Origin of the sequence: Mucilaginibacter phyllosphaerae, from assembly GCF_004378255.1 — a bacterium.
Classification (GTDB): Bacteria; Bacteroidota; Bacteroidia; order Sphingobacteriales; family Sphingobacteriaceae; genus Mucilaginibacter; species Mucilaginibacter phyllosphaerae.
On sequence record NZ_SNQG01000004.1, the window covers coordinates 126,839 to 142,778 of the forward strand.

Sequence of the window (15,940 nt, forward strand, 5' to 3'; positions counted from 1 at the left end):
GGCGGGCGCGAGGCTTGTCTTTAGGGATTGCAATGTTATTAAAGGAGTATCCAGAATAAAAGCACCAATACTTTAAATGCCCGATTTAAATATCATCCTGAAGGATTGATCTCGGCTGATGTAAGATACCGCCCAGTTGTAAAGTGTACGCAATTTATTGCGGTAATTCACTAATGATATCAGGTGAATAAACAGCCACATAAATAATGCGATGATACCGCTAAAATGTACTTTGTGCTTAAACAGATCTACCACCGCGTTGTTGCGGCCAATAATAGCCATATCCCCTTTATCAAAGTATTTAAAAGTTTTTAACTGTTGCCCTTTAGCAATGGCTATAAAGTTGGCAGCAAGGGTTTTACCCTGTTGTATCGCAACCTGTGCTATCTGCGGGTGGCCTTTTGGGTAAGCTTCATCTGTTGTTTGGATGGATGCATCGCCAATGGCGTAAATATTATCCACCCCAATTACTTTATTATGCTCGTTGGTTATCATCCGCTTACCTGCGCCAAGGCTGGTTGCGGGGATGCCCTCAAAGGTATTGGCAATAATCCCGGCGGCCCATATCAGGGTGTTTGATTCAATCACCTCACCGTTTGATAGCATGATCCTGCCGTCAACATAATCATTAACATGCAGGTTTAGCTTAACTTTAACCCCCAGGGCGGTAAGTACTTTATAAGCCTCTTGGTGCGTTTTTTCGCTCATGGCGCCCAGCAGGTTAGGGCTGCCGTCTATAATATAGATAGCGCCCGGCTGGTTTATCAGTTCCGGATAATCCTTTTTAAAGATGTATTTTTTCATTTCGGCCAGCATGCCGGATACCTCAACGCCTGTAGGCCCGCCGCCTGCCACTACTACCGTAAGCAGTTTCTTACGCTCGGCAGGGTCCTGGGTGATGGTTGCCCGTTCAACAGTTTCCAGCATAGCGTTGCGCATGCGCAGGCCATCATCAATGCTTTTCATCGGTATGGCATTTTTTTCGATATTTTGATTGCCGAAAAAGTTTGTTTTAGCGCCCGATGCAAACACCAGGTAATCATAACTTAATTCGCCGTCTTTTAAATAAACCGTTTGCTTATCAGGGTCGATCTTTACCGGCTCGCCCATCCTGAAACGGATATTATCCTTACGGAACAGCTTTCTGAACGGATAACTGATGCTTGATGGTTCCAGGAAACTGGTGGATACCTGGTAAAGCAGCGGCGGGAAATAATTGTAGTTGTTTTTATCTACCAGGGTAACCTGGTAGTTTTTGTTTTTTGCTACGCCCTGTGCAAAGTTTACACCGGCGAAACCGCCGCCGATAACCACAATTTTTTTGGCTGTGCCCGGCGTGTTGCCTGCTTGTACTGCCTGGGTAGAAAGATCGCTCATTTCTATAGATTTAAGTTTGTCACCTTTATAAATGACAATGTAAAAGTAACTGTTGTGTACTTATTACACTATGTATTTGCTTAATTTTACATGGTGTTGATGATGCTGATTTGCACGGCTGCAACCGATGAAACAAAAAAAACCGCTTTTAATAATTAAAAGCGGTTTTTATAATTTGTAATTCAATATCTGCTACAAATAAGATTGCAGCGCACCACTGCGTGATGACTGCTTGATACGTTGCAGCGCCTTATCTTTTATCTGGCGTACACGCTCGCGGGTAAGCTCAAATTTTTCGCCTATTTCTTCCAGTGTGTGGGTATGTGTGTTACCTAAGCCGTAAAAAAGCATCAGCACTTCGCGGTCACGCTCGCCCAGTTTGGATAGTGAACGGCCAAGCTCGGTAGCTAACGAATCATGGATCAGCATACTGTCGGTACTTGGGTCGTCATTATGCATTACATCCAGCAGCGTACCTTCTTCGCCTTGTTGAAAAGGAGCGTCTATAGATACCTGGCGGCCCGAGTTACGTAACGAATCGGCAATTTTTTCAACCGTGGTTTCCAGGCATTCAGCCAGTTCCTCGGGTGTTGCTTCGCGTTCAAGTTCCTGCTCAAGCGATGATTGTGTTTTGCGGATCTTGCTGAGTGTGCCGATCTGGTTAAGCGGCAAACGCACCGAGCGCGATTGATCTGAGATAGCAGATATGATCGACTGGCGGATCCACCAAACGGCGTATGATATAAATTTAAAACCTTTGGTTTCATCAAAGCGGCGGGCTGCCTTTATCAGGCCAAGGTTACCTTCGTTAATAAGGTCGCCAAGAGTTATGCCCTGGTTTTGATATTGTTTTGCAACCGATACCACAAAACGCAGGTTGGCTTTGGTAAGGCGCTCTAAAGCGGCCTGGTCGCCTTCGCGAATTTTTTGTGCCAGTATTACTTCTTCCTGCGCGCTTATGAGGTCTACTTTACCTATCTCAGTTAAGTACTTATCAAGCGATTGGGTTTCGCGGTTGGTGATGGATTGACTTATCTTAAGTTGTCTCATTTAATGGGGTTAAACGGCTACCTTGCCGGCAATTAAATAAAATATTAAACTTTAAAAGAGCGGGGAACGGGTTATATAATGGCCCTAAGAAAAAAATAAAAAGCATCCGTTAGCTAACGGATGCTTCACGATCATTAATTATAGTGTATTAAGCTACTTTAACTTTTACCGCGTTAGGGCCTTTTCTGCCTTCTTCAACTTCAAATTCTACGCTGTCATTTTCGCGGATGCGATCAATTAAGCCTGTTGAGTGAACGAACACTTCTTTGCCACCGTTACTTGGGGTGATGAATCCAAAACCCTTTTCTTCATTAAAAAATTTTACTGTTCCTTGTTGCATTATATTTATTTAAATAGATACAAAAGTACTGTTAATTATTGATAAAACACTATCAAAATATTAAATGAAGTACTTTATACACGTTAATTTGCCTTATTTGTGTTTAAAATTGCAGTAGAATGTTTTTTCACACTTCTTGCCGAGCAACTTTGTCAGCCAACCTCACAATTAATTGGCTGCTGTAAGTTTTGGTATTGTTTTACGACAAACCGGCAATACTTAAACCCTTTTTTTACGTTAGTTAATTACCGCACACAAATGTTGTGCATATCTTAAACATATGAGAAAAATAAGCATTCAAATTATTCTGCTATTACTTACGGGCTTTTCTGCTTTTGCAGTTAAGCCAATTAAAGGTTTTACAACAAACAAACCCATAATGGATACCGCAACTTTTGCTACCGGTTGTTTTTGGTGCACCGAAGCTAAGTTTCAGCAGCTAAAAGGTGTTAAGAAAGTGGTATCAGGTTATAGCGGGGGCAAGGTTGCCAACCCAACTTACAAACAGGTAAGCACCGGCACCACCGGCCATGCCGAAGCATGCAACATTATCTACGACCCTGCACAAATTACTTATGATGAGTTACTGGCTGCATTTTTTGTAGCGCACGACCCTACACAGCTAAACCGCCAGGGTAACGATGTAGGTACGCAATACCGTTCGGCTATATTTTACCATAATGCAGCCCAAAAGCAAAAAGCCGATTATTACATAGGCAAGCTGAATACCGAGAAGGCTTATAAAAGCAAAATAGTTACGCAGGTAGCACCGTACACGGCGTTTTATAAAGCAGAGGATTATCACCAGAATTATTTTAACCAGAACAAGGGCAGCAACCCCTACTGTAAATATGTGATACAGCCCGAACTGGATAAGTTTAAAAAGGTATTTAAAAACAAGCTGAAAGACTAAATATGAAAACCATTTACAGTACTGCCATTTTATTGCTTTGCTTTAGCTGCACCTTTGCGCAGCATTTAAAAAGCAATAAGGGCCATGAAAATAACCCCTATTACTCTAATACAGATACCCGCCCGCTCGGGGTGACCGACGCGGAATGGAAAAAGATCTTGCCGCCTGCATTGTATGCTACCGCCCGCGAACAGGCTACCGAACGCCCTTTTACCGGCCAGTACTGGAATAAAAGCGCCAAGGGTACTTACTACTGCGCTGTTTGCGGCAACAAGCTGTTCCGATCTGATGCCAAGTTTGCGAGCGACTGCGGCTGGCCAAGTTTTTATGCACCGGTTAGGAAAAACAGTGTGCTGTATAAAGAAGATAATTCGGTAGGGATGCAGCGTACCGAGGTTTTATGCGCACGCTGCAAATCGCACCTGGGGCATATATTTGACGACGGACCGGCACCAACCTATAAAAGGTTTTGCATGAATTCTGTTTCTTTAGACTTTGAGCCCGACGAGCTGTAAAACAACCCGGGCGGACTTTATTATAAGGGCCGCCCGGATTGTTTTATTGCAATAATCCTGCTTCCGGCCAGTAAAAACTCGATTTTTTTTCTGCCTGTTAATCAACTGACTATTAGTTTCTTTAAAGTGTATTTTATAACGCCTTTGGTTGTTTTTTCTTTCTTATTAAACAATTTTTGTTTTTTAGCCGTTATAAATACAGTAATTATTAAAAAAATAGATCAGGATATACGGGAAAAATTATACGCTTTAACCAAATAGTAAATTGAATATAAACATGAACAACATGAAAAGATCCATTTTAATGGTTGGCGCATTAGTACTGATGAATTTTACGGCCAGCCGTGTGTTTGCACAAACACAGCCAGACACTACCAAAAAAGCCACTACTACTACCACAACAACTACAGCTGCAACACCGGCAGCAACTGATGGCGCAAGCGATGTAGTTGGCGCTTTAGCAAGTAATCCTGATTATTCTACTGCACTAAGCGCCGTAAAGGCAGCCGGACTTGATGCTACCTTAAAAACCGGCGGCCCCTATACTATTTTTGCACCAAATAATGCCGCATTCAGCGCCTTGCCGCCCGCAAAGCTGGATAGTTTGCTGAAAGACCCTGCAAAACTGGCTACCGTGCTTAAAGGCCATGTAGTAACCGGCAAATATGCCAAAGCTGATATTATTAAAGCATTAAACGCAGGCAAAGGTAAAGCTACCCTAACCACTATCGACGGGCAAACGCTTACCTTATCTGTAACTGCCGATAAAAAGCTGCAGCTGGCCAACGCCGCAGGCAATACAGCCCTGGTGGTATTGTATGACCTGATAGGCGCCAACGGCGTGGTGAACGGCTTAAATGGCGTTTTGGCACCTAAATAACATATCTTTTATTTTTTAAAATAGTGATAAGCCGCCTCATGAAATTCATGGGGCGGCTTTTTTAGCAGCTTGATTTTAAAGTAATGGTTGCTTTGTTGCTTTTTAATAAATAGCTTTAATGCACTACGCAGTAACCTATGGAGGCCTAAGTTCGCTTAGGCCTCATTTGTAAATTTCAAAGAAAACATGAAAAAAAATTTACTGGTTATTATCCTATTATTAATAACCCTGCAAACCCATGCGCAGAGTATTGTAAAAATCAACGGCAGCTGTCCTCTGATCAAAGATGGCACAGAAATATCTCTTGTAAGGTGGGTGCCCCGCCGAATCGACCTTGATAAAAAGATTGTTACCAAAACCAGTGGCCACCGGTTTACCTTTGAGGTAAATGCGGCAGGAGGAGAAGGCTATCTGCTATACGCAAATAAAAAATTCACAAGATTATATCTGGGGCCGGGCAAGGCTGATGTATGGATAGCAGATTCTGTTTTGAACAAAGTAACAGTAACAGGTAACTTAACAGGTGCCGAATATGATAGATTTTTTTTAAGCCAATCTTATTCTGAAGAAACAAAAGCTTACAAATTAGCACGTATTACTTATTTCAAATATTTAGACACTAAAGATGTAAATAGCGATGTAAGAGAAACTCTTAAGAAAAAAATAGATTCTCTTGCTGTACCAAAACTTAAAAAAGATATTGAACTGACGCTGGGTTACATTAAAAATCACCCATTATCTTATCTTAATACCTTGATATTATATGAAATAATAGATCAGGTTCCGGAAGATGCCATTAAAACCGTTTTTAAAACCTTATCCCAAAAAAGTACAAACAACACTTGGGGGAAAGAACTGCAATACCGTATCGACAATTTATTTATCGGTGCAACAGCGCCAAACTTTAAACAAACAGATACGGCAGGCAGGCAGGTAAGCCTGGATAGTTTTCGCGGTAAGTATGTGTTAATAGATTTTTGGGCATCGTGGTGTATTCCCTGCCGTGCAGATAATCCAAATTTAATTAAGGCTGTTAACGATTATGGTGATAAAAATTTCACTATCGTGAGTGTTTCCTTAGATTCTGACAAAGAAAGATGGTTTCAGGCCATTAAACATGATAAATTAACCTGGACACATTTATCTGATTTGAAAGAATGGAAAAACGAGGTATCTGTACAATATTATGTTTATGCCGTACCCGACAATTATTTGATTGACCCATCGGGCAAAATAATTGCAAAAAATATACGTGGTGAAGAACTATTAATGAAGCTGAAAGAGTTGGTTAAATATTAATGCAAATACATGATAACAAGAACCTTTTATAAACTTTTTTTATTTTTAATTATATGTACAGCTTTTTCATGTAAGCATAGTGCTGTAATTACTATCACGAGTACTGTTGATAGCCTTGATGGAACGTTAGTAAGGGTTATAAATGATGATTTTACTATTACTTATGATTCAACTGTTGTAAAAAATAATTCATTTAAAATAAATGTAGAATTACCAGAAAATGGATTTTACAGATTGGATTTTTCAAGTAAAATTCCATATAAAAATTATCCCTGGATGCATGGTTGCTCATTCTATGCAGAAGATAGATCAACGTATGTTTTCAAGGCCACAGGTCCTGCACAAATTTTGCAAAACCGTTATGATCTTAGTTCATCCTCAGCCGATCAAAGTAAACTAAATGAGTTTAACAGCCTTGCTAAACGTATAACAGATACCGTAAAGCATCAAAGATTATATTATATTAACCTATCGGATGATGCCCTCTTAAAAAATAAAGACGCGTTGTACAGAAAATACCTGGATACGATTACCCAAATGGATGAGTGTATAAATAACGCCAATTTAGCAGCTATTCATCAGTTTATTGTTAAAAACCCCAATACACTCATTACCCCATACCTGATAACCAATGTTTATGACTTGTTTGAACGCTACGCTTTTTATAAAAAAGTTTTGGATGGTTTAAGCCCTGCCGTAAAGCAAACCAAATATTACAACGAGGCGAATGAACTGTTACAATCGGTGAAGAATATTTATATCGGGGCTGAAGCATCGCCAATAAACGGTAAAACTTTAAAGGGGGATGATTTTAAGATCAGTTACGCCAATAAAAAGATCATCCTGGTTGATTTTTGGGCTTCCTATTGTGCGCCGTGCAGGCAGCAAACGCCCGACCTGAAAGTTATATACAACAAGTACAAAAGTAAAGGGTTCGATATTGTTTCTGTATCTATTGATGAGGATGCCATGAAATGGAAAAGGGCCTCCGCCCAGGATTCGATACCCTGGCATAATGTTGCCGAATGCGTAGACCAGAGCGATTCAAAAAACATCAGGAACTTTGTTGTCAAAAGCATCCCGGCTAATTATGTATTAAACAATAAAGGCCGGCTGATAGGCCGCAATGTAGAGTTGGATAGTTTGGAGCGAATGCTTAAAAAACTCTAATGCAATTTTGATAATAAGCCTTGCGCATTGTTAAAAAGCGTTAAAAATGTAACTAAACCTGTTTATTGCCCGTATTTAAGTTAAATTCAAAACAAATGCCTGGTTCTGCTGTCGTTGCTATTCAAGCCGGTGCGCGAGTATTAAATACGATTTGCTGATATGTACAAAAGGTTTATTGCCATTATTTTTTGTTTTGTTTCGTCGCAGCTGCTTGCTCAGAATGCATCTACCATTATCCCGGGGAATAACACCGTGCTGGATACCGCAAAACAGGTAGACCTGATAGACCTGGCGCGCGATCTTTTCTCTATCAAGGATAAAAAGGAAAGGGTGCAAAAAGATAAAAGGGTTTATTTTTCGTTTCTGCCTATTGGTGCATCGGTGCCCGGCGGGAGCGGTAGGGCCCTGATCACCAGCACCACCGCCGGTATGTATTTGGGGCCGCGGGCAACCACCAATATATCAAGCGCTAACTTTACACCTTACCTGAATTTTAACGGCAGGTTTGGCCTGCCTTTGCGTACCAGCATCTGGCTGCCCAATAACGAGTGGACCATACAGGGCGATACCCGTTTTTTGGTGTACCCGCAATATACCTGGGGCCTGGGCAGTGCAAACGGTTACCTGGATAGGGTAATGGTTGATTATAAGTACATCCGCTTTTACCAAAGCGTGTTAAAACGCATTAAGCCCTACGTTTTTGCCGGTATTGGCTACAACCTGGATTACCGGGTGGGTATCCGAAGTGATGACCCGGCTATTGATCTGCCAACTTTTACCAATTATGAACGGGGCACCAGCGGTAACTCTTTCTCCTCCGGCCTGAGCCTGAATTTGCTTTATGATACCCGCAATAATTCTATTAACCCTTTACCGGGCGCTTATGCTAATATTATTTACCGGTTTAACCCTAAGGTTTTGGGTAGCCAAAACACCTGGCAGTCGGTATATATTGATGTACGCAAGTATGTTTCTTTAAACCCGGCAAAGCCAAACCAACAGAATACGCTGGCCTTTTGGTCGTACTTTTGGAAGGCTTTGAGCAGGAGTACGCCTTACCTGGATCTGCCGAGTACGGGCTGGGACCCCGGCAACCGCTCTGCCAGGGGGATAGACCAGAACCGTTACCGTGGCCGCACGTTGTTTTACCTGGAAAGCGAATACCGCCGGGATATTACCGCCAATGGTTTGTTGGGTTTTGTACTGTTTACCAACGTTAATACGGTAAGCGGATCGGGCACCTTATTTAAATCGTGGCACCCGGCTGCGGGGAGCGGGCTGCGCATTAAATTCAACAAGGCAACCAACACCAACATCGGGATAGATTATGGCTTTAGCCAGGGCTATCGTACCATTATGCTCAACCTTGGTGAAGCTTTTTAAGCTGTTTGCTGTATGTTTGCTATCGGTAAACTAAACCAAAAGCGGCTGCCGGCGCCAATTTCACTTTCTACGCCAATAGTGCCGCCTTGCGCGTTTATAAAATCTTTAGAAATAGCCAGCCCCAGGCCCGATCCCGATTTATTCTGCCCATCAGTAGGCACCTGGAAGTATCGGTCGAACAAACGTTTTTGATAAGTTTCGTCGATGCCTTTCCCAAAATCCTTCACTGCAAACTCCACCTGCTGGTTTAAGGCGCTTACCCTGATCTCTATTTTTGATTTTTCGGCGCTGTAGCGTAGCGCGTTTGATAAAAAGTTGACCAGCACCCAGGCCGTTTTTTCAATATCTACTTGCACATCAGGCAGTTTGTCAGCCTTCAGTATCTCCAGCTTTACGTGTTTCTGCTCTGCCTGGAATTTGATGGAAGTGATGGCATAATCTACGATCTGCATCGGGTTAACCGGCACAAAGTTTAGTTGGATGTTGCCTGTTTCTACCTGCGATAGTTCCAGCAGTTCGCTGGTTATCTTCAGCAGGCGGTCGTTGTCATCATTGATATGGTTGATGAGTTGTTCCTGTTCGGCATTAATAGTGCCTACGCGCTGATCGTTCAACAGCTTCAGGCTCATTTTTATGGATGCAATAGGGGTTTTTAACTCGTGCGATATGGTAGCGATAAAGTTGGTTTTGGCCTCGTCGCGTTCCTTAAATTCGGTGATGTTTTTCAGGATATAAACTTTACCTGCCGAGCGGTTGGCTAATTGCAAAGCACCCCTGGTTTCGCTCAGGTTAGGCACCACAATATCGTTACTTTGCATCTGGAAGTAAAGCTCGCGGCCATCCAGCACAATTTTAAATGGTTTAATGCCTGCATCGTCTTTCAGGATAGATTTGAGCAGGTCGTTACTTTTTACCAGGTTACCGGCATTTTGGCCAATCACTTTATCATCAGTAATATTTAGCGTTTTACGCGCGGCATCATTCATAAACAGTACTTCCTGCTTTTCGTTGATCCCGATGATGGCATCCTGCATCTGCTCAATAATGGTTTCTATCCGGCGTTTTTCTGATACTACGGTGGCCAGGTTGCTGTTCTCCCATTCGTTTAAACGGGCGGCCATTAAGTTGAAAGCATTGGCTACTTCGGCAAATTCGTCGTTCTGTTCAAAATGGAGGCGTTTACTGTAATTGCCCTTTCCAATCTCGCGGATCCCTTCTAACAAGGCGCGCAGCGGGTTGGCAATAAAACCGGGGAAGTTTACACTAAAACTAAATAGCACCAAAAAAGTAAATGTGCCCACCAGCCCTAAAAACAAAGTTGCCTTTTTTACCGATGCACGGGCGTTGTTATCCTTGCGCACAATGGCCAGCATATTTAGATGCTCTATTTTGCTAAGTGTATGGCGCAGGGTACGGTCGGCATGCAGTTGAACAGGCATTGCAGCCGACGCTTTTAGCTGCTCAAAATTTGCCCGTAGTTCCCCGGTAAACTTTTTTTCGCCGGGTTCGGTTATGTTATGTTCCTGCTGCAGCAGGTATTGGTTGAATTTATTTGCGGCATCCGGGGTAAGGGGCAAGTCGTTATTATCCAGAATGGTGCGCATCTCCCGCGCAAAACTCAGCGATTCGTAGTTATTCTTCAGGATAACTTTAGAATTTTCAGAGATATCGCGGATGTAAAACAATGCGGTAGCGCCAAAAAACAGCACCACCAAAAATAAAAAGCCGAAGCCTAACCGGAGTTTAGTTCTTACTTTCATGATAATATTACTAAATCAGTTTCTGTTAAAGCGATCTTGTTCAGCAACTCGTTAAATATAGCCGTTCTTAGTATCACCTGCCATAAATTTAAATGGGGTTTACCAATGCAAATGGTGGTCACCTCTTTTTCTTCGGCTACCTTCATAATGGTTTGGGTGATGGCGTCGCTTTTTAGTTTAATGAGTTCGGCACCCAGTTCGGTGGCCAGTTTAAAGTTGTTGATGAGGTGGCGTTGTTTATCCAGCTTTATGCGGTCAAGGCTTTCGCTGCTGCTTTGCACATAAAGCACTATCCAGGGCGACCGGTAGTAGGAGGCCAGCCGGGCAGTTTTACGGATCACGATCTTAGCCGTTTCGGCATTGGATGATATGCAGGCCAGGAATTTTTCGGGCCGCAGTTTGATCTGCTTGGGTATCTCGGTATCTATCTTGCGCTCTACGTGGTGGGCAACCTCTTTCAGTGCCAGTTCGCGCAGCTGCAGGATCTTATCGCTCTGGAAAAAGTTTTGCAGCGCACGTTCTATCTTGGCCTTCTCATAGATCTTGCCATCTCTTAGGCGATCTACCAGTTCATCGGCGGTCAGGTCGATATTAACCACTTCATCTGCCAGATCCAGGATCTTGTCCGGGATGCGCTCGGTAATGGTGATGCCGGTTATCTGCTCCACATCCTCGTTCAGGCTTTCCAGGTGCTGAATGTTTACGGCGGTTATCACGCTGATGCCCGCTTCCAGTATGTCCAGCACATCCTGCCAGCGTTTGCTGTTTTTGCTGCCCTCTATGTTGGTGTGGGCCAGTTCATCCACAATAACCACTTCGGGGTGGCGGTTAATGATGCCTTGCAGGTCCATTTCCTCCAATTCTTTACCTTTGTAAAATGTTTTACGGCGGGCAATAACAGGCAGGCCATCCAGCAGGGCGTGGGTTTCGGCGCGGTTATGGGTTTCAATATAACCTATTTGTATGCCGATGCCATTGCGTTGCAAAGCATGGGCTTCCTGCAGCATCCGGTAGCTTTTACCCACACCGGCGCTCATGCCGATATAGATCTTCAGCTTGCCCCGCCTGGATTTTTTGACCAGATCGAGGAAGTTTTTTACGGATGTGTCTGCCATAATAATTTGTTAAACTTACTTATGTCGTATTTTACTCACCCCGACTACGCTGCGCTGGTCGGCCCTCTCTGCTTCGCAAAGAGGGTGAAAAACAAGCCCTCTTTGCGCGTAGCGAAGAGAGGGTGGCCGAGCGAAGCAAAGACCGGGTGAGTAAATGATGAACATGCTTCTTTCTAAAACGCGTAAACCGCTGCTACCAAAAATTGCGATGCCTGCTTGGTTGGCCCGCCATTGCTGTTTAAAAACTGCGTGGTTGAACCATTATCCAGCCTTGCTTCCGGTATCAGCGTAAGCGGGCCGGCCTTTATATTGGCCGTTAAGGTAAACGCGGTGATAGATTTGCCTGCCGGTGGGCCGGCAGGTGCAAAGCCGCCCTCTTTTGTTTTAAAGTACTCGCCCCGCAGGCCTAAAGTTACATCTTTTGATACGGCTAATTGCGGGTATAATGCTACACCCTCAAAGCCGCCTTTTACGGCATCAGGTGCCGAGAAGGATGCACCGTTCAACCCTAATTTAAAAGCATTGGTGATCTGGTAGGCGGTGGTCAGGTCGATGATGGTACCTGATGTTTTGCCGCTTAACAGGTTGATGTAGGCTGTCCACCCTTTAACCGGACTAACAAACAGCTGCGCACCAAAAGTAGATACATCACGGGTAGACTGATAGTTGTTCCAGGTGTCGTTAAAAATACCTGCCATTAAACTTACCTTGCTGTTGAAAGCGTAAGTAGCCTTAAAACCAGCATTCTGGAACGGGCCGTTGGTGAACAGGTAGGAGGTAGAGTAGCTAAAATTCCCTACCGGGGAGATCACTTCGTAACCTACAAATGTGGCCATATAGCCTGCCGTCAGGTTCAGTTTATCGGTAACGTCATAACCCATATATAAATTCTGGATATGAAAGGATTGCCCGTTGGTACCGTTATTGGGGATAGATTGTGCTTCGCCACGCGGCCCGAAGGATAACTCACCTACAAAGGATGCTTTGCTAACCTTCTTTTTTACGGCCAGGTCAACCATTCCTATCGATACGGAATTTTGATCTGTTGCGAAACTGGTGGGGATATTTGAGCTACCTGCCGCATTCCTGAACCTGGAGAAATCGTATTTATAATAAGCATCTACCGAGCCTGAAATAATCAAAGGATTATCAGCGCTTTTGGTAGTATCTTGTGCCTTAGCGGCTATGGCAGCTGTAAATATGGCTGCGGTTAGTAGTAGTTTTTTCATTTTGAGTATATATTTTATTGGGTCATCCTGAGCTTGTCGAAGTGCGTGCAAAGGCCTCGCCGCTCACAGTTCGACAGCTCATCATTAGATATCTTTATTTATTTTCTAAAAAGGGTCATCCTGAGCCTGTCGAAGGGCGTGCAAAGGCCTCGCCGCTCATGATTCGACAAGCTCATCATGAGATATCTTTATTTATTTTCTAAAAAGGGTCATCCTGAGCCTGTCGAAGGGCGTGCAAAGGCCTCGCCGCTCATGATTCGACAAGCTCATCATGACATCGATTAGTTCTGTTTTTTTAGTTCGTCCAAAGCAACGTTTAATTTTAAAACGTTCACCTTGGCAGGGCCAAACAGGCCAAAAAGTGGTTTTTCGGTATGCAGGTTTACCAACGCGGCAACAGCATCAGTAGTAAGGTTGCGTACTTTTGCCACACGCTCTATCTGGATCTTTGCTGCAAGCGGTGAGATGTCAGGGTCCAGGCCACTGCCGGATGCCGTTACCATTTCGGCAGGAATATCGGCGCGTTTAAGGTAAGGGTGATATTTAAGCAGGGTATCTATGCGGCTGTTTACATCTTTTAAGTAATCGGGATTGCTTGGCCCTTTGTTGCTGCCCCCGCTGCCTGCTGCATTATAACCCACTGCCGATGGCCTTCCCCAAAAGTATTTGGGCTGGGTAAAGCTTTGGCCAATATTGGCATAACCAACCACTTTGCCATTAAGGGTAATGGTTTCGCCATCGCCGTGGCCTTTGGATAGCTTACCTGCAACAGATATGGCTAAGGGATATAGTACACATAATATCACAATGAGTATTAAGGTTACACGTATTGATTTGATGAGATTTGATTTCATGATCTTATTAATTAGATTAATTAGAAGAATAAGGAAATAAGTAAGTCGATTAATTTGATACCGATAAACGGCGCAATCACACCGCCTAAACCGTATATCAGCAAGTTACGGCGAAGCAACGCGCTGGCGCCAATAGGTTTATATTCCACACCTTTTAGAGCTAATGGTATCAGCATCGGGATGATGATGGCGTTAAATATCACGGCAGACAGAATGGCGCTCTCCGGGCTGTGCAGGCGCATAATATTGATGGCCTGTAATGCCGGGATAGATGCTATGAACAATGCCGGTACAATAGCAAAATACTTGGCCACATCATTAGCGATAGAAAAGGTGGTAAGCGTACCGCGGGTGATGAGCAATTGCTTGCCTATCTCTACGATCTCTATCAGTTTGGTTGGGTCGTTATCCAGATCCACCATGTTACCGGCTTCTTTGGCTGCCTGTGTGCCGCTGTTCATGGCTACACCTACGTCTGCCTGTGCAAGGGCAGGGGCATCATTGGTACCGTCGCCCATCATGGCAACCAAACGGCCTTCCTGCTGCTCGTGCTTAATGTAGTTCATCTTATCCTCGGGTTTGGCCTCGGCAATAAAATCATCCACACCGGCTTTTTCGGCAATGAATTTGGCAGTAAGCGGGTTATCACCGGTAACCATTACGGTTTTGATCCCCATTTTGCGCAGGCGCTCAAAACGTTCGGCAATACCCGGTTTAATAATATCCTGCAATTCAATCGTACCCAAAACCACTTCGTTTTGCGATACTACCAGCGGTGTACCGCCATTACTGGCAATGGCTTTTACACGCTCTTCCACATCGGCAGAGAATGGGTTACCGGCCGCTACCGACATGTTGCGGATACTATCAAATGCCCCCTTACGGATGCGCAGACCATCGGTAGTATTGATACCGCTTGCGCGGGTTTCGGCCGTAAATTTGATAAATTCAGCACCTGCAGGCGGTGTCATGGCAACACGCATATTACTTTGCTGTGCCAGTTCTACAATAGATTTACCTTCGGGCGTTTCATCAGCTAATGATGATAACACGGCAGCCTTAACCAGGTCTTCGGGCAATACGCCCGGTGCCGGCCAAAACTGGGTTGCCTTACGGTTACCGATGGTAATGGTACCGGTTTTATCCAGCAGCAATACATCAATATCGCCGGCAGTTTCTACCGCCTTACCAGATTTGGTAATTACGTTGGCACGCAGGGCCCTGTCCATCCCTGCAATACCGATGGCCGATAAAAGGCCGCCGATAGTGGTAGGGATCAAACAAACGAAAAGAGAGATCAACGCTGCTATGGTGATAGGGGTGTTGGCATAATTTGCAAATGGTTTAAGCGTAACACATACAATGATGAAGATCAGTGTAAAGCTGGCTAACAAAATGGTCAAGGCAATTTCGTTCGGGGTTTTCTGGCGCGATGCTCCTTCTACCAGGGCTATCATTTTATCCAGAAAGCTTTCTCCCGGCTCGGTGGTCACCACAACCTTTATCTTATCTGATAATACCTTGGTACCACCCGTTACGGATGATTTATCGCCGCCTGCCTCGCGGATAACCGGGGCCGATTCGCCGGTAATGGCCGATTCATCTATCGTTGCCAAACCTTCGGTGATCTCGCCGTCTGTAGGGATAGTGTCGCCGGCCTCGCAAACAAACATATCGCCTTTGCGCAGTTCGTTTGATGATCTGGTAACGATGCTGCCATCGGGCATTAAAACGTTGGCGGGTGTTTCTTCGCGGGTTTTGCGCAGGCTATCGGCCTGTGCTTTACCGCGTGCTTCGGCAATGGCCTCGGCAAAGTTGGCAAACAGCAGGGTTAACAGCAGTACGGTAAAAATAATAAGGTTATAGGCAAACGAACCCTGGCCGGCATGTAAAAGGCTGTAAATGCACATATAAAGCATTACAACAGTACCCACTTCCACGGTAAACATTACCGGGTTGCGCAGCATTATTTTAGGGTTTAGTTTAATGAACGACTCCTTCAGTGCGGTTTGCACCAGGGCCGGTTCGAATAATTTATTTGATTTGGTTGTCATT

General features: G+C 44.2%; 14 protein-coding genes. 6 read left to right on the forward strand and 8 right to left on the reverse strand.

Annotated elements, in window-relative coordinates; all coding sequences use genetic code 11:
* Window positions 1–72: 72 nt before the first annotated feature.
* The 3 genes from E2R65_RS11665 to E2R65_RS11675 all read right to left on the reverse strand — a co-directional run bounded on the left by E2R65_RS11665 (window position 73) and on the right by E2R65_RS11675 (window position 2,767).
* Window positions 73–1,377, reverse strand: a complete 1,305-nt coding sequence (locus tag E2R65_RS11665) for an NAD(P)/FAD-dependent oxidoreductase (protein ID WP_134336659.1) — start codon at window positions 1,375–1,377, stop codon at window positions 73–75.
* A gap of 192 nt (window positions 1,378–1,569) precedes the next feature.
* The gene (locus E2R65_RS11670; protein ID WP_134336660.1) at window positions 1,570–2,427 is read right to left on the reverse strand and encodes a sigma-70 family RNA polymerase sigma factor; all 858 of its coding nucleotides are present in this window, start codon (window positions 2,425–2,427) and stop codon (window positions 1,570–1,572) included.
* A gap of 148 nt (window positions 2,428–2,575) precedes the next feature.
* The gene (locus tag E2R65_RS11675) at window positions 2,576–2,767 is read right to left on the reverse strand and encodes a cold-shock protein (protein ID WP_121247510.1); all 192 of its coding nucleotides are present in this window, start codon (window positions 2,765–2,767) and stop codon (window positions 2,576–2,578) included.
* 379 nt (window positions 2,768–3,146) lie between these two features.
* On the opposite strand from E2R65_RS11675, the gene msrA reads away from it, so the two are divergent.
* The 6 genes from msrA to E2R65_RS11705 all read left to right on the forward strand — a co-directional run bounded on the left by msrA (window position 3,147) and on the right by E2R65_RS11705 (window position 8,927).
* The gene (gene msrA, locus E2R65_RS11680) at window positions 3,147–3,680 is read left to right on the forward strand and encodes a peptide-methionine (S)-S-oxide reductase MsrA (protein ID WP_229704619.1); all 534 of its coding nucleotides are present in this window, start codon (window positions 3,147–3,149) and stop codon (window positions 3,678–3,680) included.
* A 2-nt stretch (window positions 3,681–3,682) separates the two neighbouring features.
* On the forward strand, window positions 3,683–4,195 hold the full coding sequence (gene msrB, locus E2R65_RS11685; RefSeq protein WP_134336662.1) for a peptide-methionine (R)-S-oxide reductase MsrB: 513 nt from the start codon (window positions 3,683–3,685) through the stop codon (window positions 4,193–4,195).
* A 286-nt stretch (window positions 4,196–4,481) separates the two neighbouring features.
* Window positions 4,482–5,075 (forward strand): fasciclin domain-containing protein, encoded by a 594-nt coding sequence (locus E2R65_RS11690; protein WP_158285266.1) that lies wholly within the window; start codon window positions 4,482–4,484, stop codon window positions 5,073–5,075.
* Between the two features lie 186 nt (window positions 5,076–5,261).
* A complete protein-coding gene (locus E2R65_RS11695) occupies window positions 5,262–6,374 on the forward strand; it encodes a peroxiredoxin family protein (protein WP_134336664.1) in 1,113 nt (370 codons plus the stop codon).
* Window positions 6,375–6,722: 348 nt separating this feature from the next.
* Window positions 6,723–7,544: a TlpA family protein disulfide reductase gene (locus E2R65_RS11700; protein ID WP_158285267.1), complete on the forward strand. Its 822-nt coding sequence runs from the start codon at window positions 6,723–6,725 to the stop codon at window positions 7,542–7,544.
* Window positions 7,545–7,703: 159 nt separating this feature from the next.
* Complete coding sequence (locus E2R65_RS11705; RefSeq protein WP_134336666.1) at window positions 7,704–8,927, forward strand: BamA/TamA family outer membrane protein; 1,224 nt, start codon at window positions 7,704–7,706, stop codon at window positions 8,925–8,927.
* Here E2R65_RS11705 and E2R65_RS11710 read toward each other — a convergent pair.
* From E2R65_RS11710 to kdpB, 5 genes are all read right to left on the reverse strand, one after another.
* Window positions 8,924–10,687 (reverse strand): HAMP domain-containing sensor histidine kinase, encoded by a 1,764-nt coding sequence (locus E2R65_RS11710; RefSeq protein ID WP_134336667.1) that lies wholly within the window; start codon window positions 10,685–10,687, stop codon window positions 8,924–8,926. The genes E2R65_RS11705 and E2R65_RS11710 overlap by 4 nt on opposite strands.
* Window positions 10,684–11,802 (reverse strand): sensor protein KdpD, encoded by a 1,119-nt coding sequence (locus E2R65_RS11715; RefSeq protein ID WP_134336668.1) that lies wholly within the window; start codon window positions 11,800–11,802, stop codon window positions 10,684–10,686. Before E2R65_RS11715 ends, E2R65_RS11710 begins: the two co-directional genes overlap by 4 nt.
* A 173-nt stretch (window positions 11,803–11,975) precedes the next feature.
* Window positions 11,976–13,031, reverse strand: a complete 1,056-nt coding sequence (locus E2R65_RS11720; RefSeq protein ID WP_134336669.1) for a porin — start codon at window positions 13,029–13,031, stop codon at window positions 11,976–11,978.
* A gap of 281 nt (window positions 13,032–13,312) precedes the next feature.
* The gene (locus tag E2R65_RS11725; RefSeq protein WP_134336670.1) at window positions 13,313–13,885 is read right to left on the reverse strand and encodes a K(+)-transporting ATPase subunit C; all 573 of its coding nucleotides are present in this window, start codon (window positions 13,883–13,885) and stop codon (window positions 13,313–13,315) included.
* Window positions 13,886–13,905: 20 nt separating this feature from the next.
* Window positions 13,906–15,939, reverse strand: a complete 2,034-nt coding sequence (gene kdpB / locus E2R65_RS11730; RefSeq protein ID WP_134336671.1) for a potassium-transporting ATPase subunit KdpB — start codon at window positions 15,937–15,939, stop codon at window positions 13,906–13,908.
* Between the last annotated feature and the right edge of the window lies 1 nt (window position 15,940).

What these genes read in the sequence shown, in the direction of transcription:
- E2R65_RS11665 (WP_134336659.1), bottom strand. Translation starts at nt 1,377, where the DNA reads ATGAGCGATCTTTCTACCCAGGCAGTACAAGCAGGCAACACGCCGGGC.
- E2R65_RS11670 (WP_134336660.1), bottom strand. Translation starts at nt 2,427, where the DNA reads ATGAGACAACTTAAGATAAGTCAATCCATCACCAACCGCGAAACCCAA.
- E2R65_RS11675 (WP_121247510.1), bottom strand. Translation starts at nt 2,767, where the DNA reads ATGCAACAAGGAACAGTAAAATTTTTTAATGAAGAAAAGGGTTTTGGA.
- msrA (WP_229704619.1), top strand. Translation starts at nt 3,147, where the DNA reads ATGGATACCGCAACTTTTGCTACCGGTTGTTTTTGGTGCACCGAAGCT.
- msrB (WP_134336662.1), top strand. Translation starts at nt 3,683, where the DNA reads ATGAAAACCATTTACAGTACTGCCATTTTATTGCTTTGCTTTAGCTGC.
- E2R65_RS11690 (WP_158285266.1), top strand. Translation starts at nt 4,482, where the DNA reads ATGAAAAGATCCATTTTAATGGTTGGCGCATTAGTACTGATGAATTTT.
- E2R65_RS11695 (WP_134336664.1), top strand. Translation starts at nt 5,262, where the DNA reads ATGAAAAAAAATTTACTGGTTATTATCCTATTATTAATAACCCTGCAA.
- E2R65_RS11705 (WP_134336666.1), top strand. Translation starts at nt 7,704, where the DNA reads ATGTACAAAAGGTTTATTGCCATTATTTTTTGTTTTGTTTCGTCGCAG.
- E2R65_RS11710 (WP_134336667.1), bottom strand. Translation starts at nt 10,687, where the DNA reads ATGAAAGTAAGAACTAAACTCCGGTTAGGCTTCGGCTTTTTATTTTTG.
- E2R65_RS11715 (WP_134336668.1), bottom strand. Translation starts at nt 11,802, where the DNA reads ATGGCAGACACATCCGTAAAAAACTTCCTCGATCTGGTCAAAAAATCC.
- E2R65_RS11720 (WP_134336669.1), bottom strand. Translation starts at nt 13,031, where the DNA reads ATGAAAAAACTACTACTAACCGCAGCCATATTTACAGCTGCCATAGCC.
- E2R65_RS11725 (WP_134336670.1), bottom strand. Translation starts at nt 13,885, where the DNA reads ATGAAATCAAATCTCATCAAATCAATACGTGTAACCTTAATACTCATT.
- kdpB (WP_134336671.1), bottom strand. Translation starts at nt 15,939, where the DNA reads ATGACAACCAAATCAAATAAATTATTCGAACCGGCCCTGGTGCAAACC.